Annotated in this window: 28 protein-coding genes; 15 read left to right on the forward strand and 13 right to left on the reverse strand. The window is 64.7% G+C overall.

The window, feature by feature from the left end; all coding sequences use genetic code 11:
• Positions 1–6 precede the first annotated feature (6 nt).
• Both DK926_RS04470 and DK926_RS04475 read right to left on the reverse strand, forming a co-directional pair.
• Positions 7–1,101, reverse strand: coding sequence for a glycosyltransferase (locus tag DK926_RS04470; RefSeq protein ID WP_347812634.1), 1,095 nt, complete (start codon positions 1,099–1,101; stop codon positions 7–9).
• 347 nt (positions 1,102–1,448) lie between these two features.
• Entirely contained in the window at positions 1,449–2,336 is an 888-nt protein-coding gene (locus DK926_RS04475) for a hypothetical protein (RefSeq protein ID WP_114329020.1), read from the reverse strand.
• Between the two features lie 139 nt (positions 2,337–2,475).
• On the opposite strand from DK926_RS04475, the gene DK926_RS26570 reads away from it, so the two are divergent.
• The gene (locus DK926_RS26570; protein ID WP_165839502.1) at positions 2,476–3,123 is read left to right on the forward strand and encodes a hypothetical protein; all 648 of its coding nucleotides are present in this window, start codon (positions 2,476–2,478) and stop codon (positions 3,121–3,123) included.
• Positions 3,124–3,132: 9 nt separating this feature from the next.
• On the opposite strand, the gene DK926_RS04490 is transcribed toward DK926_RS26570, so the two are convergent.
• From DK926_RS04490 to DK926_RS04505, 4 genes are read right to left on the reverse strand one after another with little or no spacing between them, the layout of a single operon-like run.
• The gene (locus tag DK926_RS04490; protein WP_114329026.1) at positions 3,133–4,101 is read right to left on the reverse strand and encodes a glycine betaine ABC transporter substrate-binding protein; all 969 of its coding nucleotides are present in this window, start codon (positions 4,099–4,101) and stop codon (positions 3,133–3,135) included.
• Positions 4,098–4,835 carry an ABC transporter permease gene (locus DK926_RS04495; protein ID WP_207890739.1) on the reverse strand — a complete coding sequence of 246 codons (738 nt, stop codon included), beginning with the start codon at positions 4,833–4,835 and terminating at the stop codon, positions 4,098–4,100. The genes DK926_RS04490 and DK926_RS04495 overlap by 4 nt, the downstream gene beginning before the upstream one ends.
• Positions 4,832–6,031, reverse strand: a complete 1,200-nt coding sequence (locus tag DK926_RS04500) for an ABC transporter ATP-binding protein (RefSeq protein ID WP_114329028.1) — start codon at positions 6,029–6,031, stop codon at positions 4,832–4,834. Before DK926_RS04500 ends, DK926_RS04495 begins: the two co-directional genes overlap by 4 nt.
• Positions 6,028–6,672: an ABC transporter permease gene (locus tag DK926_RS04505; RefSeq protein ID WP_068425612.1), complete on the reverse strand. Its 645-nt coding sequence runs from the start codon at positions 6,670–6,672 to the stop codon at positions 6,028–6,030. The genes DK926_RS04500 and DK926_RS04505 overlap by 4 nt, the downstream gene beginning before the upstream one ends.
• A 345-nt stretch (positions 6,673–7,017) precedes the next feature.
• Between DK926_RS04505 and DK926_RS04515 the strand changes: the two genes are divergently transcribed.
• From DK926_RS04515 to DK926_RS04545, 7 genes are all read left to right on the forward strand, one after another.
• A complete protein-coding gene (locus DK926_RS04515) occupies positions 7,018–7,449 on the forward strand; it encodes a Fur family transcriptional regulator (protein ID WP_114329032.1) in 432 nt (143 codons plus the stop codon).
• Between the two features lie 39 nt (positions 7,450–7,488).
• Entirely contained in the window at positions 7,489–9,714 is a 2,226-nt protein-coding gene (gene katG / locus DK926_RS04520) for a catalase/peroxidase HPI (RefSeq protein ID WP_114329034.1), read from the forward strand.
• Positions 9,715–9,797: 83 nt separating this feature from the next.
• The gene (locus tag DK926_RS04525) at positions 9,798–10,067 is read left to right on the forward strand and encodes a hypothetical protein (protein WP_114329036.1); all 270 of its coding nucleotides are present in this window, start codon (positions 9,798–9,800) and stop codon (positions 10,065–10,067) included.
• Between the two features lie 122 nt (positions 10,068–10,189).
• Positions 10,190–10,558, forward strand: coding sequence for an STAS domain-containing protein (locus tag DK926_RS04530; RefSeq protein ID WP_125833367.1), 369 nt, complete (start codon positions 10,190–10,192; stop codon positions 10,556–10,558).
• A gap of 158 nt (positions 10,559–10,716) precedes the next feature.
• Positions 10,717–11,961 carry an EAL domain-containing protein gene (locus tag DK926_RS04535; protein ID WP_243636643.1) on the forward strand — a complete coding sequence of 415 codons (1,245 nt, stop codon included), beginning with the start codon at positions 10,717–10,719 and terminating at the stop codon, positions 11,959–11,961.
• 194 nt (positions 11,962–12,155) lie between these two features.
• Positions 12,156–12,662 carry a hypothetical protein gene (locus DK926_RS04540; protein WP_125833368.1) on the forward strand — a complete coding sequence of 169 codons (507 nt, stop codon included), beginning with the start codon at positions 12,156–12,158 and terminating at the stop codon, positions 12,660–12,662.
• Positions 12,663–12,791: 129 nt separating this feature from the next.
• Entirely contained in the window at positions 12,792–13,358 is a 567-nt protein-coding gene (locus DK926_RS04545) for a DUF6328 family protein (protein ID WP_114329388.1), read from the forward strand.
• Here the strand turns inward: DK926_RS04545 and DK926_RS26420 are convergent, their stop codons facing one another.
• Complete coding sequence (locus DK926_RS26420) at positions 13,359–13,568, reverse strand: hypothetical protein (RefSeq protein ID WP_125833369.1); 210 nt, start codon at positions 13,566–13,568, stop codon at positions 13,359–13,361.
• 598 nt (positions 13,569–14,166) lie between these two features.
• On the opposite strand from DK926_RS26420, the gene DK926_RS04555 reads away from it, so the two are divergent.
• Together DK926_RS04555 and DK926_RS04560 are read left to right on the forward strand one after the other, a co-directional pair.
• Entirely contained in the window at positions 14,167–14,859 is a 693-nt protein-coding gene (locus DK926_RS04555) for a HemK2/MTQ2 family protein methyltransferase (RefSeq protein WP_114329043.1), read from the forward strand.
• Between the two features lie 50 nt (positions 14,860–14,909).
• Positions 14,910–15,680: a GAF and ANTAR domain-containing protein gene (locus DK926_RS04560; RefSeq protein ID WP_243636644.1), complete on the forward strand. Its 771-nt coding sequence runs from the start codon at positions 14,910–14,912 to the stop codon at positions 15,678–15,680.
• Here the strand turns inward: DK926_RS04560 and DK926_RS04565 are convergent.
• On the reverse strand, positions 15,637–16,317 hold the full coding sequence (locus DK926_RS04565) for a phosphodiesterase (protein ID WP_114329046.1): 681 nt from the start codon (positions 16,315–16,317) through the stop codon (positions 15,637–15,639). The two genes, DK926_RS04560 and DK926_RS04565, sit on opposite strands and share 44 nt — an antisense overlap.
• A gap of 249 nt (positions 16,318–16,566) precedes the next feature.
• Between DK926_RS04565 and DK926_RS04570 the strand changes: the two genes are divergently transcribed.
• Positions 16,567–17,703, forward strand: coding sequence for a glycosyltransferase (locus tag DK926_RS04570; protein ID WP_243636645.1), 1,137 nt, complete (start codon positions 16,567–16,569; stop codon positions 17,701–17,703).
• A 21-nt stretch (positions 17,704–17,724) separates the two neighbouring features.
• Complete coding sequence (locus DK926_RS04575; RefSeq protein ID WP_243636646.1) at positions 17,725–18,603, forward strand: ATP-grasp fold amidoligase family protein; 879 nt, start codon at positions 17,725–17,727, stop codon at positions 18,601–18,603.
• Here DK926_RS04575 and DK926_RS04580 read toward each other — a convergent pair whose 3' ends face one another.
• The 4 genes from DK926_RS04580 to DK926_RS04595 all read right to left on the reverse strand — a co-directional run bounded on the left by DK926_RS04580 (position 18,604) and on the right by DK926_RS04595 (position 20,927).
• On the reverse strand, positions 18,604–19,038 hold the full coding sequence (locus tag DK926_RS04580; RefSeq protein WP_114329050.1) for an ATP-binding protein: 435 nt from the start codon (positions 19,036–19,038) through the stop codon (positions 18,604–18,606). It abuts the gene before it with no gap.
• Positions 19,039–19,118: 80 nt separating this feature from the next.
• Positions 19,119–19,355: a hypothetical protein gene (locus DK926_RS04585; RefSeq protein WP_125833370.1), complete on the reverse strand. Its 237-nt coding sequence runs from the start codon at positions 19,353–19,355 to the stop codon at positions 19,119–19,121.
• 35 nt (positions 19,356–19,390) lie between these two features.
• Positions 19,391–20,110 carry an ANTAR domain-containing protein gene (locus DK926_RS04590; RefSeq protein WP_125833371.1) on the reverse strand — a complete coding sequence of 240 codons (720 nt, stop codon included), beginning with the start codon at positions 20,108–20,110 and terminating at the stop codon, positions 19,391–19,393.
• Between the two features lie 46 nt (positions 20,111–20,156).
• Positions 20,157–20,927: a GAF domain-containing protein gene (locus tag DK926_RS04595; RefSeq protein ID WP_125833372.1), complete on the reverse strand. Its 771-nt coding sequence runs from the start codon at positions 20,925–20,927 to the stop codon at positions 20,157–20,159.
• A 363-nt stretch (positions 20,928–21,290) separates the two neighbouring features.
• On the opposite strand from DK926_RS04595, the gene DK926_RS04600 reads away from it, so the two are divergent.
• The gene (locus tag DK926_RS04600; protein ID WP_114329058.1) at positions 21,291–22,037 is read left to right on the forward strand and encodes an ANTAR domain-containing protein; all 747 of its coding nucleotides are present in this window, start codon (positions 21,291–21,293) and stop codon (positions 22,035–22,037) included.
• Positions 22,038–22,201: 164 nt separating this feature from the next.
• A complete protein-coding gene (locus tag DK926_RS04605) occupies positions 22,202–22,408 on the forward strand; it encodes a hypothetical protein (RefSeq protein ID WP_114329060.1) in 207 nt (68 codons plus the stop codon).
• A gap of 49 nt (positions 22,409–22,457) precedes the next feature.
• Here the strand turns inward: DK926_RS04605 and DK926_RS04610 are convergent, their stop codons facing one another.
• Positions 22,458–22,790, reverse strand: a complete 333-nt coding sequence (locus tag DK926_RS04610; protein WP_240930870.1) for a metalloregulator ArsR/SmtB family transcription factor — start codon at positions 22,788–22,790, stop codon at positions 22,458–22,460.
• A 16-nt stretch (positions 22,791–22,806) separates the two neighbouring features.
• On the opposite strand from DK926_RS04610, the gene DK926_RS04615 reads away from it, so the two are divergent.
• The gene (locus DK926_RS04615) at positions 22,807–23,277 is read left to right on the forward strand and encodes an SRPBCC domain-containing protein (RefSeq protein ID WP_114329064.1); all 471 of its coding nucleotides are present in this window, start codon (positions 22,807–22,809) and stop codon (positions 23,275–23,277) included.
• Positions 23,278–23,392 lie beyond the last annotated feature (115 nt).

A 23,392-nucleotide genomic window follows, 5' to 3' on the forward strand; every position in this document is an offset into this window, starting at 1 on the left:
GCACTCTCACCCTGCCCTCCGATACAGAGTGTCGAGTGCGAGCGACTGGACCGCGGGCGAATGAACGGCCACCGATTCCCTCGTCTCCCTCTGCGCGCGGTGCCGGTAGGCCCGATCGGAGAAGAATCGGTCGACGGCGTCGGCAGCGGCACGGGGGCAGTTCCGCGTCAGCGGGAATCCGAGCCCTTCGAGGGCGTCGATGCCGCGCGCCAGGATCGGTGTCCCGACGGCCGCAGCTTCGAGCAGGGTGATCGGCGCACCCTCCCACTCGGCGGAATGCAGGTACAGATCGGCGGCCGCGATGTGCTTCTTGACCAGGTCGGACGGCACCCACCCGGTGATGGCGACGCCTGCCTGTTCGAGCACCTCACGCATGTCGGCGTCACCGTCGCCGACCCACGTCCAGCGCACGTTGCTGTGCGACGCACGGGCTACTTCGGCGAAGAACAGCGGATCCTTCTGCGCCGAGATCCGCCCTGCCATGACGACCTCGGGTCTGCCGTCGGGACCGTGGTCGGACGGCGGCACGAGTGCGGCGTCGGGTACGACGTTGGGCAGGTAGGTGACCTCGGTGGACGGGCCTGCCATGCGCGCTGCGGACGCGGCCTCGAACGGGCTGATCGCTGCGATCGTCTGCGCTCGTCTGCTCAGCACCGTCTCGATCGCGCGGTAGGCCGACCGTGCGGCGCCGGAGCTGTCACGACGCAAGAATGCGTACGCGTGCGGGGTGTAGACGACCTTGATATCCGGTCCGAAATCGAACAGACGCAACAATCCGGCGAAACTGGAATGCAGATGAATTGCATTCGGTTTCGTGCGGAGGATATGCGCTCGTGCCGCCCGGATGAAACCGGCCAAAGACCCGTTGTAACTGATCGATTCGGCACCGCACGGCTCTGCGATGTCGTGTTCAGACCGCGTTCGCACCAGAACCTGATGAACGAGCGACGGAGAATTCTCGATGTAGCGAGAAATGGCGGATTGAACCCCGCCTCCGTATGCCTCCGAAATATGAAGGACATCCGCTCGGCACACATGTGTGCCCGTAATTCGTTGTGTCACTGCAACTCCCCGACGAAGTGCGCTTTGTGTAACCTGCATGCACAGATGAGCGAGCTGCCCACACGGCGCTGATACGGCCGGACGGCTCGACCTCTGATTCGAACGACTCGACACGGCATTTCGACGCCGATTCTGTCATCCAAGGGAATGACACACCGTCGTTCGATCGTTGTCAAACCGAGATGGAATTCGAGCCGCGTCGGTATCGACAATCATCGATGAATCGATTTATTTCATCGAATGAATGCCTTTCGGCGAACGCCGCGATACCGATTCGACGAATTCTTGCACCACACGACCGGTCCGACGCGACATTCCGCGGGCCGTCACGCTCGAAACGATCCGTAAACCGTTCGAATCCCCGAAAAACGCGCACTTGGCTCGCGTCAGATCAGTTCCTGATGCCCGGACGGGCGACAGACGGTGTTCCACAGCTCCGCGGTCTGGATAGCCCAGAACGCGGCGAATTCCAGTATCAGCGCAGCTTCGGCGACGAGCACGAACAACGTCCACTCCACCGTCGCCGACAACACGAGAACGGCGATCAACGTGGCCAGCATGACGATTCCGACGATCCGATACGCGAGGACGTACCGATCCGATTCGGAGAGAACGGCATCCGCCCAGATCGCAAGAATCACGAACGCGAACATCGCCACCGCAGCGAGGCTGTGGCCGTGCCGCTCGAACCAGTGCGGCGTGAACACGAACGTGTACGCCAGCACCGCCGTGACGATCCCGCCGACGATCCGTGCGAGCGTGCCGACCGGCGTCCACGACGCCCCGAACGCGCCGGACGCGAACGACACCGACGCCACGAGAACGAGGAGAGCACCGACGACGACGCTCGATACGTTGTTGCCGATCGCATGACCTGCGTTGTAGTCGAGCGGCAAACCCGGCCCACCGCACAGGCCTCGCATCCGGCCGCCGCCGTCGGGACCGAGGTTGGTCGGCCATCCAGTCGGAACGGTGGCGACGACGAACGCCCACAAGCCGGCGAAGTCGTACAGGACGTCTTCGGTATCCGAACTGCCCTTGTAGACGAGCAGCAACGTGCCGAGGGCACACAGCACAGCGATGAAGACAGTGTGCACGTCGGTGAAAAAGTAGGCGCTGATGGATGATTGGAGACACCATCCGGCGGACGCGACCTGGATGAAGACCGAGACGAAGAGCATCAGCACCAGAATCACTACGCCGATCCGGAGGCTGCGATACGTACCGAGAACGGCGGCGACCGGGAAACCGTCGCCATCCCCGTTTCCAGTCACGCAGCCTCCCATGTCGACAGGTACCGAACACTTCATTGAACATCGGACCGGCGATGTGCGGGCCCGAAATGGATCGAGTTCGACGCGCCGCCCGCAGCAGCGAACCGATGGTTTTGTAATGAACTAAGGTCACGATCAGATGAACTACTCGACCATCGACGACGACACACGGCACCTCGGGTGCTCCGGAGGACTCATGCCGTATCGAACCGGACGCGTACCGATCGCGCGTCGCCGGCTCCGGTCGTCGGCCATGATTCTGCTGGCAGGTGCGTCGCTGTACGGCGTCACGGCGTGTACCGCCGGCGCACGTGACGTCGCCGAACCGACGCCGGTCGTGGAGACCACATCCCCCACGAGGGTCGCGTCGTCCACGCCGACCCCTGCGCCGACGACGCCCTCGACGCCTCCCCCGCTGATCCCGCCCAGCGTCGTCGCGACGGCAGAGCCGGTTCCGTCCGTCGACTACGACGTTCCCGCGATCCCGCCTGCCGAGACGACGGAGTACGTTCCTGCACCGCCCGTCGACAACGGCATCGCGACGCCATCCCCTGCACCGCCCGAACCGTCGATGCCCCCGCCGAATCCCGTCGATTCGCGTGGATTTCCGCTCGGCACCACGTGCGGTGCGGTGTCGTGCACGTCGCCGGACGGAGTCACGTTCGTCAACCCCGATGCTGTGCCGAATTTCGGAACTCAGCCGTTCGATCAGCTGTGTGAGCAGACCATCTGCTCACCTGGTTTCCCGCTGACCCCCGGGCTGCCGTCCACCGGAAGTGCCGGCTAGCCGGCTGAATCAGGTCACGAGGCCTTCGCTCCGCAGCCAGTCGTAGGCGACGTCTGCGGGATCTTCACCGTCGATGTCGACGCGCCCGTTGAGTTCCTGCATCAGGTCGTCGTTCAAGCGCTCGGAGACGACGGCCATCAGGTCGGCGATCTCGGGATGCTGTTCGAGAACCGCACCCCGCACGACGGCCGTTCCGCTGTAGGGCAGGAAGAACTTTCGGTCGTCGTCGAGCACGGTGAGGTTCAGATTCTTCACGCGCCCGTCGGTCGTGTAGACCATGCCGAAGTTGCACGGTGCGCTCTGCGCCGTCGAGGTGTAGACGACGCCTGCATCCATGCGCGTCACCTGGTCCGACGGTACCCCGTCGGGCGCGTTGAGCGGAATCCCGTACGTCTCGAGCATTGGCACGAATCCGTCTGCGCGGCTGAAGAATTCGTCGTCGACGCAGAACGTCCGGTCCCCGATCGGGAGCTGTGCGACGTCGGACAGCGACGTGACACCGAGCCTTTCGGCGGTACCGGCCGACGCGGCGAACGCGTACGTGTCGTTGAAGTTGGCGGGCGGCAGCCATTCGAGGTCGTAGTCCTGCTTCTCGATGTCGTGGACGCGCTGCCACAGCTCGTCGGGGTCGGCGATCGTCTCGGTTTCGCCGTGGTAGTTGACCCAGCCCGTTCCGGTGTACTCCCACAGGATGTCCGCGTCACCGTTCAACTGCGCCTGACGCGACGACGCGGACCCCGGTGCCCCGGTGAGGTCGGTGACGTTCGCGCCCGCCGCGGCCAGGTAGGTCGCGGTGATCTTGCCGAGAAGCACACCCTCGGTGAAGCTCTTGGACGTCACCACCAACGATGCGCCGTCGAGCGGCGTCGTGTTCTCGGTCAACGTGGTGCTCTCGAACGTTCCGGACGAGCTCACGAGCCCACATCCCGACGCGAGTGCCGCGATCAATGCGGCTCCGAGTGCTGCTCTGCCTCTCATGCCACTCCTCGCGGGGTTGCGACGAGCTCGACGAGTCGCCCGAGCCAGTCGATGATCAAGGCAAGCAGTGCCACCAGAACGGCGCCGGAGATCAGGAGTTTCGGCAGGAACAGCGTCACTCCGGTCGTGATGAGCGTGCCGAGGCTCGTGGCACCGATGAACGTACTGAGCGTCGCGGTGCCGACGAGAATCACCAGTGCGGTGCGAACTCCGTTGAGGATCACCGGAACTGCGAGCGGCAGCTCGACCTGTGCGAGTGTCCGGACGCCGGAGAATCCGATGCCGCGGGCCGCTTCGATGGTTCGTTTGTCGACCTGATCGATGCCGGTGATGGTGTTCTGGAGAATCGGCAGGATCGCGTAGACGACGAGACCGACTACGGCAGTGCGGAATCCGGTGCCGAGCCACATCGTCAGCAGCACGATCAAACCGACTGCGGGCGCGGCCTGGCCGACGTTCGCGAAGTTGACGACGAACGGCTTGAACGGCTTCGCCCTGTCCCGCGTCAGCAGGATGCCGAGCGGGATGGCGATCGCGATGACGATGACCGTGGCCGTCAGCGTCAGCTTGATGTGGTCGAAGATGGTGTTCTGCAAGTTCGCCCACCCGAGCGACGCCTCTTCCGTCGGCGTCAGCGTCGTCGTTGCGTACCAGGAGAAGTAGCCGACGCCGAGAATCACGATGAGCAACGGTTCGAACCACACATCCATCGGTGTTCGCCGCAGCCGGTTCATGCGGAAGGGCTCTCGCCATGCGCGGTGTACGAGACGTGGCCGTCGCCCTCGCGAGCATCGGACAGCTGACTGCGGATGACGGCCATGACCGTGGCGATCGTGAGCGACCCGGTCACCGCGCCGCGGCCGTCGGTGACGAGGACGCCGCCCTGGCTGGCCGCCAACATCGTGTCGAGGGCGTCGTTCAGGGTCGACGACGGCGCCACCGTCGGGAGACGGTGGTCGACGTAGTCCGAGATTCGGTCCTTCGTCGCCACCTCGTCGAGCGACGGCCACGACCGGGGGCGGCCGTCGGCGTCGACGACGACGATCCACGTGACACCTGCGGCTTTCGCACGGGCGATGACCTCGTGCGAGTCGTCGCCGACGCGTGCCGTCACGACCGGTTCGTGGTCGACGTCCTTGACCCTCGAGAGCGTGAGGTGCGCGAGCGTGGCGCCCGAGCCGATGAACTCCTCGACGAACGGAGTGGCGGGACGCGCGAGAATTTCCTCGGGCGACGCGTACTGCTCGATCTTGCCGCCTTCGGACAGGATGAGCACCTTGTCACCCAGCTTGGTCGCTTCCTCGAAGTCGTGGGTGACGATGACGATGGTCTTGGCGACCTCGTGTTGGATCGCGATGAGGCTGTCCTGCAATCGAACTCGCGTGATCGGGTCGACGGCGCTGAACGGCTCGTCCATGAGCAGAACCGGCGGGTCCGCGGCGAGAGCACGTGCGACGCCGACGCGTTGCTGCTGGCCGCCGGACATGTCCTTCGGCAGCCGGTCGCGGAAGGTGTCCGCGTCGAGCCCGACGAGGTCGAGCAGATACTCCGTGCGTTCGGCGATCCGCTTCTTGTCCCACCCGAGAACTCGCGGTATCGCGCCGATGTTCTTGGACACCGACCAGTGCGGGAACAACCCGCCGGCCTGGATGACGTAGCCGATCGACTGACGAAGCTTGTCGGGGTCCTCTCCCGTGACGTCGCGGTCGCCGATGAACAGCCGTCCCTCGGTCGGCTCGATCAGACGGTTGATCATCTTCAACGTCGTCGTCTTGCCGCAACCGGACGGTCCGACGAACGCGACGATGTGGCCTGCCTCGATGTCGAGGTCGATCTTCTGCACGGCGGGCTTGGCCTGGCCGCGGTACTGCTTGACGACGCCGTCGAGCCGAATCGAGGCACCGGTGACGGTCCGTTCGGTGTCGGTCATGACAATCCCTTCGAGATGGTGAGGCGCCCGAGGAGGACGAGCAGCGCGTCGAACACCAGGGCGATGACGACGATGAGAACCGTTCCGGTGAAAGCCATCTCGACGGAATTGGTTCCGCCGAGCCGGGACAGACCGTTGAAGATCAGCGAGCCGAGACCGGGGCCGAGGACGTACGCGACGATCGCGGCGACACCGACCACCATCTGCGTCGACACCCTGATTCCGGTGAGGATGACCGGCCACGCCATCGGCAGCGACACCGAGAAGAGGATGCGGACACGCGAGAGCCCGATTCCCTGGGCGGACTCGATCACCGTGTCGGGCACACCGCGGAGTCCGACGATCGCGTTGCCGATCACCGGCATGGCCGCGAAGAACGCCAGCATGATGAACGACGGCACCACGCCGAGCCCGAACGGCACGATCAGCAGCGCCAGGAGGGCAAGGGACGGGATCGTCAACGCGACGCGGCTGCTGGTCAGGGTCAGCGAGGAGAACAACGGAAGCCGATGCACCGCAACGGCTGTCGCGATGGCGACGAGCGTACCGACCAGCACCGTCTGGAAAGCGAGCGATGCATGTTGGTACGTCAGAAACGCGAGAAACTCGCCTCGCCCCTGAAGGTAATTCCAGAGGTTCACGAAACTCCTTCGGGCAGCGGGCTTTCAAGAGGACACAGTGAAACCGTCGACACCCCCGTGTGTCGTCGGCGACGATACCGGCCGTTTCGCATTCACGCCCGATTTCAGGGAAATGGTCGACTGGTCGAACTCCAGGCCCAGCCGAGCCGTGTGCTTGCGTACCAGCGGAAACGGTCGAGGCTGCGACGGCGCGCCCTCCCAGCGCCGAATTCGAATCAGCTCGAGCAAAACTCCACCCGTGCGCGCGAATGTATAGCCCGCTATACATTCGCGCGCACGTCGCCTGTTTGGATCAAATCCAGAAAACCCTCGCGCGATCCGCCGATCCCTCCTAGTGTTGGGGGCATGGCTTCGGCATCCGACACTGCGGCCCGGCTCCGCGCCGCGGGACTTCGCGTCACGCAGCCGCGCATCGCCGTCATGGATGCCGTCCGCGCCAACCCGCACGCCGACACCGAGACCATCGCGAGCATCGTGCCGAACACGTCACGTCAAGCCGTCTACGACGTGCTCGACGCGTTGTCGACGGCAGGTCTACTGCGCCGGATCCAGCCTGCAGGACATCGTGCACGGTACGAGTCGCGCATCGGCGACAATCATCACCACATCGTGTGTCGCACTTGCGGTCTCATCGCCGACGCGGAGTGCGCGACGGGCAAGACCCCGTGCCTGACGGCGTCGGACGACCATGGTTTCGCGCTCGACGAAGCCGAGGTCATCTTCTGGGGAACGTGCCCGAAGTGCGCCGCACCCACCGAAACTCGATCACACCCGTGATCGTTCCAGATCGACCAGCCCACCGTCGAAAGGAATGCAGTGACCTCCGATAGCCGCCCGCCGAACCCGGACACGGGAACGCAGAGCACCAGTGAAAGCGAAAACCCGGTCATCGAGTCGCCCAAGCCGAAGCGCGACAGGCCGCTGACCAACAAGGACTGGTGGCCGGAGCAGATCGACCTGTCGATCCTTCATGCACACACCTCCAAGTCCACCCCTCTCGGCGAATCCTTCGACTACAAGGCCGAATTCGCGAAGCTCGATGTCGACGAGCTGAAGGCCGACGTCACCGCGGTACTCACCGACTCCAAGGACTGGTGGCCCGCGGACTACGGCAACTACGGCGGCCTGTTCATTCGCATGAGCTGGCACGCCGCAGGCACCTACCGCATCTACGACGGCCGTGGCGGCGGCGGGCAGGGCGCACAGCGCTTCGCACCGCTGAACAGCTGGCCGGACAATGCGAACCTCGACAAGGCGCGCCGCCTCCTGTGGCCGGTCAAGCAGAAGCACGGCAACAAGATCTCGTGGGCCGACCTGCTGGTCTTCGCCGGCAACGTCGCTCTGGATGCCATGGGATTCGAGACGTTCGGTTTCGCCTTCGGCCGCGAGGACATCTGGGAGCCGGAGGAAGTCTTCTACGGACCCGAGGACACGTGGCTGGGCACCGACAAGCGGTACTCGGGTGAGCGCGAGCTCGCCAAGCCCCTCGGTGCGACGACGATGGGCCTGATCTACGTCAATCCCGAAGGCCCGGAAGGCGAGCCCGACCCGGTCGCCGCGGCGCACGACATTCGTGAGACGTTCGGCCGCATGGCGATGAACGATGAGGAAACCGCCGCACTCATCGTCGGTGGTCACAGCTTCGGCAAGACGCACGGCGCGCGTCCTGCGGACAAGATCGGACCCGAGCCCGAGGGTGCCCCCGTCGAGCAGCAGGGCCTCGGCTGGAAGAACGGCTACGGCACCGGCAAGGGCGAGGACCAGGTCACCAGTGGCCTCGAGGTCGTCTGGACCAAGACGCCGACGGTGTGGAGCAACGGGTATCTGGAGAATCTCTACGGCTACGAGTGGGAGCTGCAGAAGAGCCCCGCGGGCGCGTGGCAGTTCGTCGCCAAGGACGGCGCGGGCGCAGGCGAGATCCCCGATCCGTTCGGCGGGCCGGGACGCGCACCGACGATGCTCGTCACCGACGTCGCATTGCGTGAAGATCCGATCTACGCCGAGATCACCCGGCGTTGGCTCGATCACCCCGAAGAGCTGTCCGAGGCGTTCGCGAAGGCTTGGTACAAGCTGCTGCACCGCGACATGGGACCGATCGAGCGTTACCTGGGCCCGTGGGTTCCCGAGCCGCAGCTGTGGCAGGACCCGGTTCCGGCTCGCCCGTCGACGCTGATCGACGACGCCGATATCGCGTCGCTCAAGGCGAAGATTCTCGAAACCGGCCTGTCGGTACAGCAGCTCGTCGGCGTCGCGTGGTCTTCGGCCGCGAGCTTCCGCAAGACGGACTTCCGCGGCGGCGCCAACGGTGCACGCATCCGTCTCGAGCCGCAGAAGAACTGGGAGGCCAACGAACCCGCGGTCCTGGCCGAAGTTCTGAGCGCACTCGAGCAGGTGCAGAAGAATTTCAACGGCAGCGGCGACGGCGGTACGCAGGTGTCGCTTGCGGACATCATCGTCCTGGCGGGTGCTGCGGCCATCGAGAAGGCCGCACGCGACGCCGGCCACGAGGTGACCGTTCCGTTCACCCCGGGGCGCACCGACGCGTCGCAGGAGAACACCGACGTCGATTCCTTCGCGGTGTTGGAGCCTCGCGCCGACGGCTTCCGCAACTTCTTCAAGGAGGGCGAGGAGACTCCTGCGCAGGTGCTGTTCCTCGATCGCGCGTACATGCTCGATCTGACCGCGCCTCAGGCGGCAGTGCTCGTCGGCGGTCTGCGTGCCCTCGGCGCGAACCATGGCGGCACGAAGCACGGCGTGTTCACCGACCGTCCGGGTGTGCTGACGAACGACTTCTTCGTCAACCTGCTCGACTCGGACACCGAGTGGACCAAGACCGGCGACGACGAGTACGTCGGCAAGACTCGGGCGACGGGTGAGCAGCGCTGGACGGCCACCGGGCTCGACCTGATCTTCGGTTCGCATTCGCAGCTGCGTGCGATCTCGGAGGTGTACGCGCAGGCCGACAACGGTCGTAAGTTCGTCGACGACTTCGTCGCGGCATGGGTCGAGGTAGCCAACAACGATCGGTTCGATCTGAAGTAGCCGAGTCTCGACCAGGATTGACCCAGAAGCCCCCGGGGTATGACGCAGCGGATCATGTCCGCGTCGACCCGGGGGCTTTTGTTTTGACGACCAGCGCCACGCCACCTCTCGCGACTCAGCAGGAGTCGACCGCTCCTGCGGTCGTAGAGCAGCCGATTCTGTTGGACCTCGCGTCCGTGCGGCTGCTTCTCGACGCGCTCGGAGCGATCGCGTTGTTCGTCACGGCGACGGTGGCGCTGTCCATCCACGAAGCGGTCGCCGTGACGGCTGCCGTCGGAATTCTCGTGCTCGGCGCCCGCGGATTCAGGCGGCTCGCCCGACGTTCGTTACCTTCCCGTGATGTTCGTGATTAAAGCGTGACCTTCTGACAACCCTTCCCGCAACCTGAGGCTGAGAAGGTATTCACAGACGTAGAAGCACTGAAGAAGCCGGTGCGCCCCGATATTCCATTTGTGAAGACGAAGGGGAATGCAACATGACCGTTACAGAACCCGTGGCCGACTTCATTGCGCACATCGCAGATCAGGAACCACCGGCTCACACAACTCGCTACTCGCTCGACTCGGAGTCCTACTCCGCCGACTACGCGGTCCTCCGCGCCTCCGGTGAGCTCGACATGTCCGCTCGGGTCGATTTCGTCGAGACTCTCGACCGGATGGCAACCGAGAACGCGCACGTTCGCGTCGACCTGTCCGAGGTGTCGTTCATGTACTCCGGTGTAGCCAACGCCATCATCGACAACGCCCGCATCAACGACGGAACGGTGAGCGTCTTCGCGCCGACCCGCCCGGTGCGCATGATCCTCGACGTCCTCGGCGGCGGAGACTTGGTGGTCGACCAATAGAAAAGACCAGTAGGATCGAGTCCGCGTCGAGCAGCCGGCGCTGACAATCGCCGCACACGCGTCGACGACCTGCTTGCAGATTCATGCCGGATGAGCCTCCAATTGCGTCGTCGGTCGCCAGTGCGCGACGACACTCCGACGCTGGAGGCTCGTTCTGCATGACTTCTGCTTACGAACACGCTGCCGTGCACACCAGTTCCGAATCGCCCACGTTGCTCGAGCTGGAGGTTTCCATGCAGTTCGCGCCGGTGCGGCGGCTCGACGATGCCGCGTTGGCTGCAGTCGAACTGCAGCTCAGCGGCCCGAGTGGGTCGGCTCTCGAATCCGCTCATGCCCTGCGCCGGGCTGCGCAGATGATGGACCAGAGAGCAGAGTACGACGACTGCAAGCTCGAGTTCTCCCGCAGCGATGTCGCGGCGTCGATCGCCGGAACTCTCCCCCTACTCGTGACGGTCGATTCTCAGTCGCGAGCCGCGCTGGAGGCTCCCGCCTCGGACAGCCCCGAACGACTGATCGTGACCGTGAACGTCGCGGACATCATGAAGAACCCCCACGAAGCCCTCGGGCGAGTGCAGACCGCCCGTTCGCACGGCCGTCTGATCGCTCTCGACGGCGTGGGCGCCGAACTGCATGCCGCGACGTTGCTGTCGCTCATCGAGCCGGACATCGTCATCACGGCACGAGAGTTCATCACACGGACGATCGACTTCGAGATCGGATCCCTGGCGCACGCGTTGGCCGCCTACGTCGAGCGTACGAACGCGGTCGTGATCGCCGAGGGCATCGACAGCGAGGCCGCCCGTCTGTCGGCGCGGACCATCGGAGCAACCTACGGCCTCGGCGCTCTCTATCCGCCGCTCGGGAGCCCGGACGAGCTGCTGCGTGAGAACGTCGTTCCCATTCCGAACTCTCCGGTGTGGAGCACCCCGGCATCCGACGTGGGCACGCCGTACGGCATCGTCAGCACGCACGCGGAGTCGCGTCGCGGAACCAAGCGCCTCCTCGTGCAGATGAGCAAGACCCTCGAGTCCCAGGCCGTCGCGATGGGGTCGTCGATGCTGGTCCTCGGAACCTTTCAGCGGGCCAAGCACTTCACACCGACGACTGCGATGCGGTGGCGTCACATGTCCGAATCCATCGGTTTCGCCGGCGTCTACGGCGTGGGACTGTCGCACATGCTCGACGGACGCATCCAGCACGCACCCCTCGACGAGGACGACGACCTCGTCAACGAGTGGGCCGTCGTCGTCCTCGGGCCGCACTATTCCGCTCTGTTGTCCGCCAGGGACCGTCACGACAACGGACCCGACCTCGAGCGCACGTTCGACTTCGTGCAGACGTACGACCGGACGACGGTCGTGCAGGCAGCGCACACGATCATGAGGCGCTTCGTCACGGCGTAGACGGCTGCACAGCGGCGCCCTCCGTTCCTTAGCCACCCGAAATTACCGACGAGTTCTCCGACATCCGTCGGGCATCGGCCGTAGTATCTGGTCAACGTGGTTGAGGAGTAGCCCGTAGTCGAACGAACCGGACTGCGGTGTGCTGCGAATTTCCGTTCTGCATGCCGCCGTCCGACGAGGCACGGAGGGTATCGATGACGCTACTCGACTCGGTGCATACTGCACCTGCGTCCATACGAATGTCGTTCTGCACACCGATCGTCCTGGACGCGAACGTGTTTGCGATGTCCGTGGACGAGCCGGCGGGCGGGCCCGTCGTCGTCCGCGTGTGCGGCGGATTCGATCCGGCGTCGACGCGCGAGTTCGAACACTGCGTCGACGACGCACTTACCTCCGGTCGCCCGATCGTGATCGATCTGATGGACGTCGAACACATCACGCCGCGGGCTACATCCGCACTTGCCAAGGCGTCGGTTCGGTTGAGCCACAGCCGATCCTGCATCACCGTCGCCTGTCGATCCTCGGTGCGGGGCACCATCGTCAGCCTCGCGGGCACCGTCGACTGTCACGACACGTTGGCGCAGGCCATCACGGCGGCTCTGCCGTCGCCGACCGAGTCCGCCGATAACCGTCCGCTGGCCACGACCACCGTGCCGACGAAGAACGACGCCGTCGACGCATTGCACGGAACCTATTTCTGACTCTTTTCGTGGGCGACGCCCCAGCCACGGGGTGTAAGTCGGTCCTGAGCGGGTAACCTGTTCGCCCCTGGGCGCAGCAACTGCTCGGCGGAATTCTGCTGCCGGCGCATTGGAGGAACAATGTTCGGAATGTCCAGCACGCGGGAAGAATCTACCGGACCTTCGGAATTCCACGGCGCCTACAACCGCGAGAATCGTGGCGAAACCCCAGTTCAGACCCTCGATCGCAACTGGATATCGCTGTTGCAAGAACTGCGCGTCGTACAGACCGGCGTGCAGTTGTTGACCGGTTTTCTGTTGATTCTTCCGTTCCAGGAAAGATTCCATCGACTTCCCGATTACGGCAAAACAGTGTTCATGCTGACGGTGGTGTCGGCCGTTGCGGCCACCATTCTGTTGGTCGCGCCGGTGGCGATGCACCGATTGTTGTTTCGACGACGTGCCGTCGCGCAATTGGTCGCCGCAGCACACCGCTCCGCGGTCGCCGGTCTCATTTTCCTCGGACTCGCAATGACCGGCGTCGTCGTGCTCGTCGCCGAAGTCGTGATGGGAGGCGCGGCGGCAGCCGTCGGTGGGTCCGTCGCAGGCGTCGCCTTCGTATCGATGTGGGTGGTCGTCCCGCTACGCATGCGCCCACGCGCGGGGACGCAGAATACCGACGAGTCGTACGTGGACGCGTCGAAAAACAAGTCGTAGTCAGCTTTTCGCGGAATACAGTCGAGCGAGTTCTTCGAGAACCTCTTCTGCCCGTTCCGCTCCGTCGTGATGCCCCGCTCGGCGGAGAACGTCACGATGCGCGGCGAGTTGTGCGCACAGCGCTGGAATCGCTTCGGCGGGAATGGCGTTGACCGGACGTTCCGTGTGGAAGACCTCTTCGACGGCCTCGATCAGATTTCTGTCAGGCATGACGCGGCGGCTTTCTGCGGATGCGGTGAGTCGCGTTCGCCGAAAAGGCACCTCGAGCAGGGAATTCGGCGAACGGAGTGAGTCGATGTCGACTCCGACCGGCACGTGCTCGACCAGGTTTCGTGGACGATACCACGCATCCGACACCTTACGAGCGACGCGTCACTGCTTTTCGGGCGCCCGTTCGAAATCACGGGTAGTGTAGGAGGAACCGCCGCGTCTCCCGAGCAACGGCGGCCGACCACGTCACCTCGAGCCCGCGGGCAGACGTCGAAGTGTGTCGCGCTCGCGCACTGCGACACGATCCAATCCCGATCCGGCGCTTGATCGCCCGGTCGACCGGAGGTGCCCCATGGCGTCGGAATCCTTACCCAACGTGATCTGGACCGAATCACGGAAGCGTCAATACTGGTGGGACAGAGTTGTTTTCGGAGAACACCCCTCCACGTCGAACAGCGTGACACCCCCGCCTACTCCGACCCACCGAGCTGATACCACGCGGAGAATGCATTCTGCGTAGTGCACCGAAACCTTCGGCGGAGCAGGGTTAGAAACAATCGGACAGGGGCACCCTCGGGTACCGACTACGGAGGTACCTGTGACCGCAGCCCGAGAACGTACATACCCCACCATCAGCGTCGACGACGGCGTCTACGCTCCTCAGGAGGATTCTTATCTCCTGTGTTCGGAAATCACATCGCTCGGGATTCTTCCCGGTGCCCGCGTTCTCGATCTGTGTACCGGTAGCGGTATTGCCGCGATCGAGGCCGCGCGCAGCGGAGCACGCGAGGTGTTCGCCTACGACATCTCCGAGAAGGCGGTGTCGTGCGCTTCGGCCAACGCCGTCGCCAACGGCACGAACGTGAACGTCTGCCTCGGAACCCTCACCGACGCGCAGCGCCACGGTCCGTTCGACGTCGTCGTGTCCAATCCCCCCTACGTTCCCTCCCCGAACGAGCCGGAAGGCATGGGTCTGCACCGGGCCTGGGACGCCGGCGATCGCGGCAGAACCGTCCTGGACCTGCTCTGCTCCAGCCTGTTCGATCTGCTCGCGCCGGGCGGAGTGGCCGTGTTCGTCCAGTCCGAGTTCGCCGACGTCGACGAGTCCGTGCGGCAGCTGCGTCTATCCGGTCTCGACGCATCGGTGGTGAGACGACAGACCATCGAATTCGGACCGGTCATGCACGAACGTGCAGCGTGGTTGGAAGCCACACGTCAGCTCGACGTCGGTCGTCGACACGAGGAACTGGCCGTCATCTTCTGCCGCAGGCGTGACGCGAATCGTCGCTGACTGACCCGAAACCTTCCGATCGAACTGGCTGGTATATAAAATTCAGTTGTTTGTTCGACAGCGTGTCGATCCTGCATCCAGCAGCCGACGCGCTTGCCCGGAAGGACATCTGGATGTCGTACGACCGCGGAGAAGACCGTTCTTCACGGCATGCGGAACTACCCGCTCTTCTTGCTCAGTTCGCGCGCGACATGCGCGACGAACGCAGGTCCACGTCGAATACGCTCGACGGCATTCTCCACACGGCTATCGAGCTCGTCGACGGCGCGGACAGCGGCTGCATCACGACGCTGACCAGAGGCGAGCGCACAGTGGTAGCTGCAACCGACGAGATGGCCGAGGAACTGTGCCGTCGACAGTACGAATACGGTGAAGGTCCCATCGCATCGGAGGTGCGCCACTTCGATGTCGTGGTAGCCGACGATCTCGGTATCGAAGATCGCTGGCCTCAATTCGCCGCAGGCGCCGTCGACCAGGGTGTGCGGTCGTTGGTCGCGTTCCAACTGTTCAGCAACGGCGACGACGTCGGGGCGCTCGTGCTCTACAGCAACGAGGCAAAGGCGTTCGGGCCCGACGCCGTTTTCACGGGGGAGGCACTGGCCGCCCACGCTGCGATCGCCTTGCTCAGCGCGCGGGACAACGAGCAGTTTCGTGCGGGCCTGGCCAGCAGGGACATCATCGGCCAGGCGAAGGGCATGATCATGGAGCGGTACAAGATCGACGCGAATCAGGCTTTCGAATTGCTGACCAAACTGTCGCAGCAGCAGAACATTCCGCTCAGAAGGGTCGCGGAGGAGTTGGTCGAGGCAGAGCGTCCGTAGGTCGGCCCTCCCGGCTGTTCCGGTACGCCGACTGTCGAACCGCTCGAAGCCATTCGGGCGCAGGCCGGACCTGCGGGTGACTGTTCCGAACCGAATCGAAACCGACCTGGGCGTCCGAGATGCCACTCGGGCCGGTCGGACGAAGGTACGCCAAGGGCACGAAATCGTCTGGCCCGCATGCCTGGTCGATGCGAAATTCCATTCGATTGCTGAACAGCGCGTCGCGCGCGTTCTCCACATTCATGGCGCCGGTGGGCGATTCGGTCGCCACGGCGCGAAGCCACCACGAACGCCCGTCGTACTGCAGAGGCATCAGCGTCGAGAACTCGGTGGTTCCCCACGACCGCGCCGGCCACGGAATCATGCGGCCGACGATCCCGCTGCCCGATCCCGCGAGCAGTACGTCCCAGTCCTGCTCGTCCGGTGACCGTCCGAATCTGCGAAACGCCAGTCCCCCGATGTCGGGTAAGCCGAACGGCAGTCCGATCCCCTTCGACAGGCGCGCGAGCACGTCGCCCGACTGCAGCGGCAGCCCGTGCCCGTCCGGCGCCACGCGGCGCACCTCACCACGGAACACGACGCCGTCGGGATGGAACACCCGGGCCCGACGCATCGCCGACGCCGCACGAAAAGGCATACCTACCAAGGCTGAAAAATCCATGCGCTCCCTCGACTTCCGGACGCACGGATTCCCCACGGCGGCAGGTATCAATCCTCACGAGCGAGTTCGGTTGCTACGCAACCCCGAGCGCGGCTGGTTTGCCACGTCGACCCGGGGGTATCACGTCGTTCGGATACATCGACCGACCCGACAACGAGGGGTGTGCGTGATTTACGCTGCGCGAAACAAGGCTGCGCGAAACAAGGAAACGGACGGCGGGCGCTCGTGAGTGCGGACAAGTTGCACATCGCGATCGTCGCCTCGAACCGCTTCCCCATCAAGCAACCGTTCGCGGGCGGACTCGAAGCGCACACGTGGCACCTGGCCCATTCGTTGGCCGACGCCGGGCACGAGGTGACCCTCTTCGCCGGGCCCGGTTCGGACTCCGCGCCCGGCATTGCATGCCTCGACGTGCAGGTCCTCGAATTGTCTCCGCAGGCCCGCGCCGACGTCTCGATGCCGTCGGACACGTTCATGTCGGATCATCACGCGTACCTGCGGCTCATGCTGGATCTGGCGGCCAGCAGCCAGTACGACGTCGTGCACAACCACAGCCTGCATTACCTGCCCATCGCGATGGCGCGAACACTTGCGACGCCGGTGCTGACGACGCTTCACACTCCGCCGACGCCCTGGATCCAGTCGGCCGTGGCCGCGTGCGACGGCGTCGGAACCAGGTTCGCCGCGGTCAGTCGGCACACCGCCTCGATGTGGAACGGAATCGTCGACGAGATCGACATCGTGCCGAACGGCGTCGACGTGCTCGGTTGGCCCGAGGGGTCCGGCGGGCCGTACCTCGCCTGGTCCGGCCGCTTCACACCCGAGAAGGGGCCCCACCTCGCGATCGAGGCCGCAGTACGAGCCGGGTACCCGATCAAGCTCGCGGGCCCGATCTCCGACCCGGAGTACTTCGCTCGCGAGATCGGGCCTCGCCTGAACGACCGGGTGACGTACGTAGGACATCTGGATCAGCGCGAACTCGCCGCGTTGGTCGGCGGGGCAGCTGCCGCGCTGGTGACCCCGTCGTGGGACGAGCCGTACGGGCTGGTGGTGGCCGAGGCGTTGGCGTGCGGCACGCCCGTCGCCGCGTTCGCGCGTGGAGGCATCCCCGAAATCGTCACCGCCGACTGTGCGACGCTGGTACCCGCCGACGACGTCGACGCCCTGGCCGCGGCGATTCCGCGTACCGTCGCGCTCGACCGAAAGACGGTCCGCCGTCACTCGATCCTTCGATGCTCCGCCGAGACCATGCTCGACGCCTACCTGCACCTGTATCGAGGAATGATGTCGGCGCCGGTGACGAGGTTGCACGATCCCGTGAAGCATCTTCGCCCCGCGGGACGTCGTCGCCGGCCGGCCTGAGCCATGGCCGAACGAGCTCGTGTGCGTGAGCGCACTCGTGTGGTGCGGTGGTGGCGCCTGTGGCGGACGCGTCGCCCCGTCACCTTCACCGACAAGGTCAAGTACAAGATGCTCCGTGACCACCGCAGGTTACTGGTCACGTTCGCCGACAAGGCAGCGGTCCGCGACCATGTGGAATCCCTTATCGGACCCGGTTTTCTACCGACTGTGTACGCGGTTCTGGACTCCCCGTCCGATCTCGTCGATCTCGAGCTCCCCGCCGAGTTCGTGATGAAACCGACTCACGGCAGCGGGGCGGTCGTCGTCGTGTCGGACAACGCCGAACCGGACACCGAACTACCGTCGATCGACGCGTGCTGGAGCTACACACACGTCCGACCCAAGCGGGCCGATCGACGGCACCTGGCGGCGATCGCCGATTTCTGGACGCGTCAGCTCTACGGTCAAGGACCCAACCGGGAGTGGGCGTACGGTGCCGTTCCCCGTCGAATTCTGGTGGAAGAGCTGCTGACCGGGCCGCACGACGGTATCGCGGACGATTACAAGTTCTTCGTGTTCCACGGCCGGTGCGAGTTCATACAAGTGGATACCGGACGCTTCGGTGAGCGGACCCAGGACTTCTACCGTCGTCCGTGGACCCACCTACCGCTGAGCGGGGGCCCGCCGCACGCAGATCCACCGCAGAACACACCGCCGAAGCTGGACACGATGATCGAGATCGCCGAAACGCTCTCGCGTGGCACGGATTTCGTGCGCGTCGATCTGTACGTCGTCGGGTCCAGGATCGTCGTGGGCGAGCTGACGAGCTATCCGGCCGGCGGTAACAGCCCGTTCGAACCCGCGTCGTACGACCATGAGTTCGGCCGGTACTGGACGGTACCGCGCAGATACACGGACTGATCAGCCGACGAACCAATTCATGAGCACCGATGTCCCTGCATCGGAGTGATCGATGGACACCCCGTCGCACAGGGCCGTCATCAGCGGTATACCGTTGCCGCGCAACGGATTCGGAGTCGGCCTCAGCCACACTCCGTGATCGACGACGACCACCTGCAGCACCCGCTCGACGGTCGAATAGCCCGCTCTCAGGTCGAGAGTCCCTGTTGTGTCCATGTCGCGGTACGCATGATCGACGACGTTGGCCATCGCCTCGTAGACGGCGAGAGCGATGTCGGCGCTGCGGTCGTCGTCGAAGTCGGTGATGCCGAGCCAACCGACGAGCGCATGTCGTATACCGCTGATTGCCTCACCGTGCGCGGGAACGTCCAGAAACACGAATTCGCTGGGGCCGACGCCGGGTACGGGATCGAAGTCGGCCGACAATCCAGTCATAGGCGAGCCATACCCGATATCGCGAAAATATCGCGGGCCCTTGCGAAAAAGAGCCTACGAGTCCACGGCGTCGAACAAGTCTAGTCCTGCACGTCGTCGATGCCGTTGCTGTTCCGGCGCCTCGACCGCAAGCGCCGGTACTTCACCACCCAGGAGATCACGACGGCACACCACCCGACCGCGATCACGATGCCGCCCCAGAGTGCAGCCTTGGCAAGGCTGTGATCCGAGTAGACGTATCCGATGCCGCCCCACAACGCGCCCACAACGACGAACAGCGCCATGACCGAGAGCGCCGACTGTGTCGTCTTGTTCACCACCACGGAGTTTTTCTACCCACAATGGGCAGCGATCATTCCTCCCGGTCCGTGCTTCCGATCACGACGTCGCCGCCTGCTGCTATGCGACGGGCGACGTCGACGATCGGGCTGCCGGTCCGCCGTGCGAGACCGTGCAGGACGTCGTGAGCAGCGCCGATATCCAGTCCGTGCCGCTCGGCGATGATCCCGACGGCGAACTCGGTGTCGGCGGTGTCTGCTGCATCGGCGCGAACGGCGTCGGATCGGTGGCTGCGCTCGCCGTCGTCGGACAGCAGCAAAGCGGCGCCCGCCAGGTCGGCGAGCACCTGAACGCTCATCGCGTCGCGCGGGGTTCGCATCCACGGCTCCTCGGTTCCGACGACGACGGCCCCCACCGGCCCGCCGTCGATGCGGATCGGATACGCCCGCACTGCGGCGAGGCCGACACCGACGGCGTCCGTCGCGAACGCGGCCCAGCGCGTCGACGGCTCCGCGGTGTCGTCCACGACGACGACGGCATTGGTCGCGACGCTCGTCGATGCCACGCCCATGAAGACCGCATCCGGAGGCGCGGCCGATCCGTCGGTGGACGCGGCGACCACGAACGACGTCGGGTACGAGGCGACCACGGCCGCGCACGACCCGGATACGACGGCCATCGCCTGCTGCGCGATGGCATCGAGAATTTCGTGCGAGTCGCGGTGGACGGGTGCGGTGAGCATGCCGCTGACCGATGCCAGACGGGTGGTCACGGGGGCGGTGTTGTCGGTCATCTCTACCTCTCGGGCGTTAGTGGGGACGATGTCGGCGGCGTCCACCTCATGTCTCGCCCTGCGTGAATGTCGTTCGGTGTGCAACTACGTCGTCGGCGATCTCGGTGAGCGAGCGCTGCTCCAGATAGGCCCTGGCCCGCATCGCGGACAGCGCATCGGCGAACGTGACGTCCAACTGGACCGACACCATGCCCGCCGCGTAGTTGATCTGAGGCCGGGAGAACTCGGAATCCCAGATGCCGCGTCGATGTCCGTCCTGGTTCAGCTCTTCGGCGCCGTTGCAGTCACTTCCGTCACCCGCGCCGAAGTACGTCAGCACCACCTGCCCGACGATGTCCGCACCGCGTTCCATCGCGGCGTACTCGTCGGGTGTCGGATCGCCTGCGCGTGTCCGATACAGCTCGAGCACACCGAACACCGTCGACGAGACCCGCAAGGGGAAGGTGAAGACAGCCGCAGCCCCGGCCGCGGTCGCATCGTTCGCGAACGCGAGCCAGCGATGCTCGTACTCTTTCCGACGCAGATCCGGGCACAGGACCGGCTGCCCCGAGCTGAACGCGTCGAGGCAAGGACCCAGGCCCGCGGTGAACTGGATGTCGTCGAGGTAGTGGGCGACGGCATCGCTGGCGTACACCAACTCTCGGGCTCCCGACGGCGCCATGAGCGTGACCGCACCACCGTCGGCGTTCGTGCTGCTCGTGACGGCGTCGCACGCCTGGGAGAGCAACAAACGCGACGGGCTGCTGTCCGCGGAGGGAACGCTCCTGCCGGTCAGCTCTGGGCCGTCGTCCTCGTGGCCCGACGCCGATGATGTCATGGCGGACTCCTGCACTCGGTGTGATCGACTTTCGTCTACCACTGGTCCGTTGTTCCGGATCCGAGATACGTGTGAGTTGCCTGCCGATGCTGCATCACCGAGTTCATGATGTCGGGTCAACTTCCCTCTCAGTGCGCCAACCGCACTGAAACGGACGAAGGTAACGCCCACCTCGACGGCGAACGCACCTCGGCGGGCGTAAGTTCTTCACCCTGTGATTTCGAGCGGTTGCTTGATAATTGCGTCTAGCGTACGACCTTAGATGACTCTCCGCGCCACGCACGGCATACCGTTCGGAAGGTTTACGATGTCGCCGAGACAAGCGTGGCCGTACCAGGTGACGAGTGAGGCGACACGATAGCGATGGCCGACGACAGCAGTCCTCAGCGCGGCGGACCCCTGTGGGAGTCGGATCCCGAGTTGGCCTCCGCCGTCGAGATCCGCCTGTCGCTTCCCATCCGCGGTAGCGACGATCTGATCGAACTGATGGCACGCGTAGCGGCCATCGCCGTGCAGCATATCGCCGGTGCCGATCACGCGGGCATCACCGCCGCGTTCGACGACTTCGCGCCGTTCACGGTTGCTCCGACCGACGAGCGAGTGTCGACGTTCGACCGCGCACAGTACGAGTTCGACGGCGGCCCATGTCTGCTGGCCGCGCGAACGGATCGCATCGTGCATTTCGATCTCGCCGAGATGGGGCAACTGTGGCCCGACCTGTCCATCACGGCCCATCAGAGCAGCATTCGCCGAGTGACCGCCGCGCCGTTGCACCATCGGGCCATCTCGATCGGCTCGCTGAATCTCTACACCGACCACAGCACCGCGGCGACGGTACCCACCACGTCGGATTTGTTGTCGGTTCTCCTCGGATATCTCGACCGCGGACTCGACGAATTCGGACTGCACCTCACGTCTGCGGCGTTGGCCCACGAACTCATGCGGGGCGTCGAGACCCGGGCACTGCTCGACAACGCTATCGGCGTGATCATGGGGCTGAGGCGCTGTTCGGACACGCAGGCAGCCGATCTCCTCGACACGAAGGCGCGCACCGAGAACATCAGCCGCCGGGACGCCGCGCGACGGGTTCTCGACGATCGAGCACTGTGACGCGGAGCAGGCCCGACCTGGCGTCGAGCGTGACGTTCATCGCTGCATGATTGGAGCGTCAACGCGTCTGACGTCGGCTTTCTTCGAAAATGCTTGAGAGTGCTTGTAAAGAAAGTACCCGGGCTCGCTTGAAATTTCACGAACAAACCACGCATTCTGGTGACATGGCTACCACCACCGACATCGCGCCCGAGGAACAGCGAGCACTGGACGAGATCGTGTCTCGTCTGTCGGAGAAATTCCCCGAGACGGACTCGTCCACGGTCGAATCCGCTGTTGCGGACGCGCACCGCCGTTTCGACGACACGAAGATCCGCGACTTCGTTCCGCTGTTCGTCGAGCGGCACGCGGCCTCAGCCTTGTCGAACTAGGCGCTGCGCGCCCGTGCGCGCGAATGTGCACCCCGCTATACATTCGCGCTCACGACTCCGGCTCGTCGAGCCGACCCAGCAGCTCCACCGCAGCCCGGGCGTACTCCCCGATCCAGCGATCCGAGATCCGCTTGATCGGCAGCGGAGCCAGCGACAGATGCCGCTCACGCCCGACCTTCCGTCCCGTCACCAGTTCGGCCTTCTCGAGCACACGCAGGTGTTGCAGAGTGGTCGTGCGATCGACCTCGGGCAGCAGTGCGCACAGCTCACCGGTCGTACGTGGGGACTCCTTGAGGATGTCGAGCATGCGCCGACGGATCGGCGCGGCGAGGGCCTTGAAGACCGCATCGTCGTCGTCGGTCTTGTGCTCGATTCGGGACATGTTATAAAAATACAACATGACTGAAAATCTGACGGAACTGTCCTTCACCGTGTCGGGTCGGATTTCGCGTCCGATCGCCGAGGTCTACGAAGCGGTGGCCGATCCCGCGCAGCTGTCCCAGTACTTCACCACCGGCGGGGCACGTGGCCGCCTCGAACCAGGGGCCGAAGTGTCGTGGGATTTCCACGATTTCCCGGGCGCGTTCCCTGTCCACGTCGTCGAGGCCGACCCGCCGAACCGCATCGCCATCCGATGGGGCGGCGAAGCCACTACTGCCGAAGACGGCTACACCACAACGACTTTCGAGTTCGAGTCGCTCGACGACGACACCCGCACACTCGTCACGATCACCGAGTCGTCATGGACGCCCACCGCCGACGGCGCCAAGAACGCGTTCGGCAACTGCCAGGGCTGGACCGGCATGCTCGCTGCGATGAAGGTCTGGATCGAACACGGCATCACCCTGCGGGAGGGCTTCTACAAATAGCGTCGCGTTATCTGGCCGACGCCACCTCGTTACCTCTCCGTGTCCATTCGGGTTCCACTGCAGAGACATGGGCCTGTCAGGCTCATCGGTAGAACTTCCCGCCTGCGAAAGAGAG

This window comes from Rhodococcus sp. Eu-32, from assembly GCF_003336925.1.
Classification (GTDB): domain Bacteria; phylum Actinomycetota; class Actinomycetes; order Mycobacteriales; family Mycobacteriaceae; genus Rhodococcoides; species Rhodococcoides kyotonensis_B.

Bases quoted from the DNA above. Each gene is read 5' to 3' on its own strand.
- DK926_RS04590 (WP_125833371.1), bottom strand. From the start codon at position 20,110: ATGACCGACAACACCGCCCCCGTGACCACCCGTCTGGCATCGGTCAGC.
- DK926_RS04500 (WP_114329028.1), bottom strand. From the start codon at position 6,031: ATGACCGACACCGAACGGACCGTCACCGGTGCCTCGATTCGGCTCGAC.
- DK926_RS26420 (WP_125833369.1), bottom strand. From the start codon at position 13,568: ATGCCTGACAGAAATCTGATCGAGGCCGTCGAAGAGGTCTTCCACACG.
- DK926_RS04580 (WP_114329050.1), bottom strand. From the start codon at position 19,038: ATGACTGGATTGTCGGCCGACTTCGATCCCGTACCCGGCGTCGGCCCC.
- DK926_RS04540 (WP_125833368.1), top strand. From the start codon at position 12,156: ATGACGCTACTCGACTCGGTGCATACTGCACCTGCGTCCATACGAATG.
- DK926_RS04495 (WP_207890739.1), bottom strand. From the start codon at position 4,835: ATGAACCGGCTGCGGCGAACACCGATGGATGTGTGGTTCGAACCGTTG.
- DK926_RS04490 (WP_114329026.1), bottom strand. From the start codon at position 4,101: ATGAGAGGCAGAGCAGCACTCGGAGCCGCATTGATCGCGGCACTCGCG.
- DK926_RS04610 (WP_240930870.1), bottom strand. From the start codon at position 22,790: ATGTCCCGAATCGAGCACAAGACCGACGACGACGATGCGGTCTTCAAG.
- DK926_RS04530 (WP_125833367.1), top strand. From the start codon at position 10,190: ATGACCGTTACAGAACCCGTGGCCGACTTCATTGCGCACATCGCAGAT.
- DK926_RS04470 (WP_347812634.1), bottom strand. From the start codon at position 1,101: ATGCAGGTTACACAAAGCGCACTTCGTCGGGGAGTTGCAGTGACACAA.
- DK926_RS04535 (WP_243636643.1), top strand. From the start codon at position 10,717: ATGACTTCTGCTTACGAACACGCTGCCGTGCACACCAGTTCCGAATCG.
- DK926_RS04565 (WP_114329046.1), bottom strand. From the start codon at position 16,317: ATGCCTTTTCGTGCGGCGTCGGCGATGCGTCGGGCCCGGGTGTTCCAT.
- DK926_RS04515 (WP_114329032.1), top strand. From the start codon at position 7,018: ATGGCTTCGGCATCCGACACTGCGGCCCGGCTCCGCGCCGCGGGACTT.
- DK926_RS04615 (WP_114329064.1), top strand. From the start codon at position 22,807: ATGACTGAAAATCTGACGGAACTGTCCTTCACCGTGTCGGGTCGGATT.
- DK926_RS04600 (WP_114329058.1), top strand. From the start codon at position 21,291: ATGGCCGACGACAGCAGTCCTCAGCGCGGCGGACCCCTGTGGGAGTCG.
- DK926_RS04595 (WP_125833372.1), bottom strand. From the start codon at position 20,927: ATGACATCATCGGCGTCGGGCCACGAGGACGACGGCCCAGAGCTGACC.
- DK926_RS26570 (WP_165839502.1), top strand. From the start codon at position 2,476: ATGAACTACTCGACCATCGACGACGACACACGGCACCTCGGGTGCTCC.
- DK926_RS04545 (WP_114329388.1), top strand. From the start codon at position 12,792: ATGTCCAGCACGCGGGAAGAATCTACCGGACCTTCGGAATTCCACGGC.
- DK926_RS04605 (WP_114329060.1), top strand. From the start codon at position 22,202: ATGGCTACCACCACCGACATCGCGCCCGAGGAACAGCGAGCACTGGAC.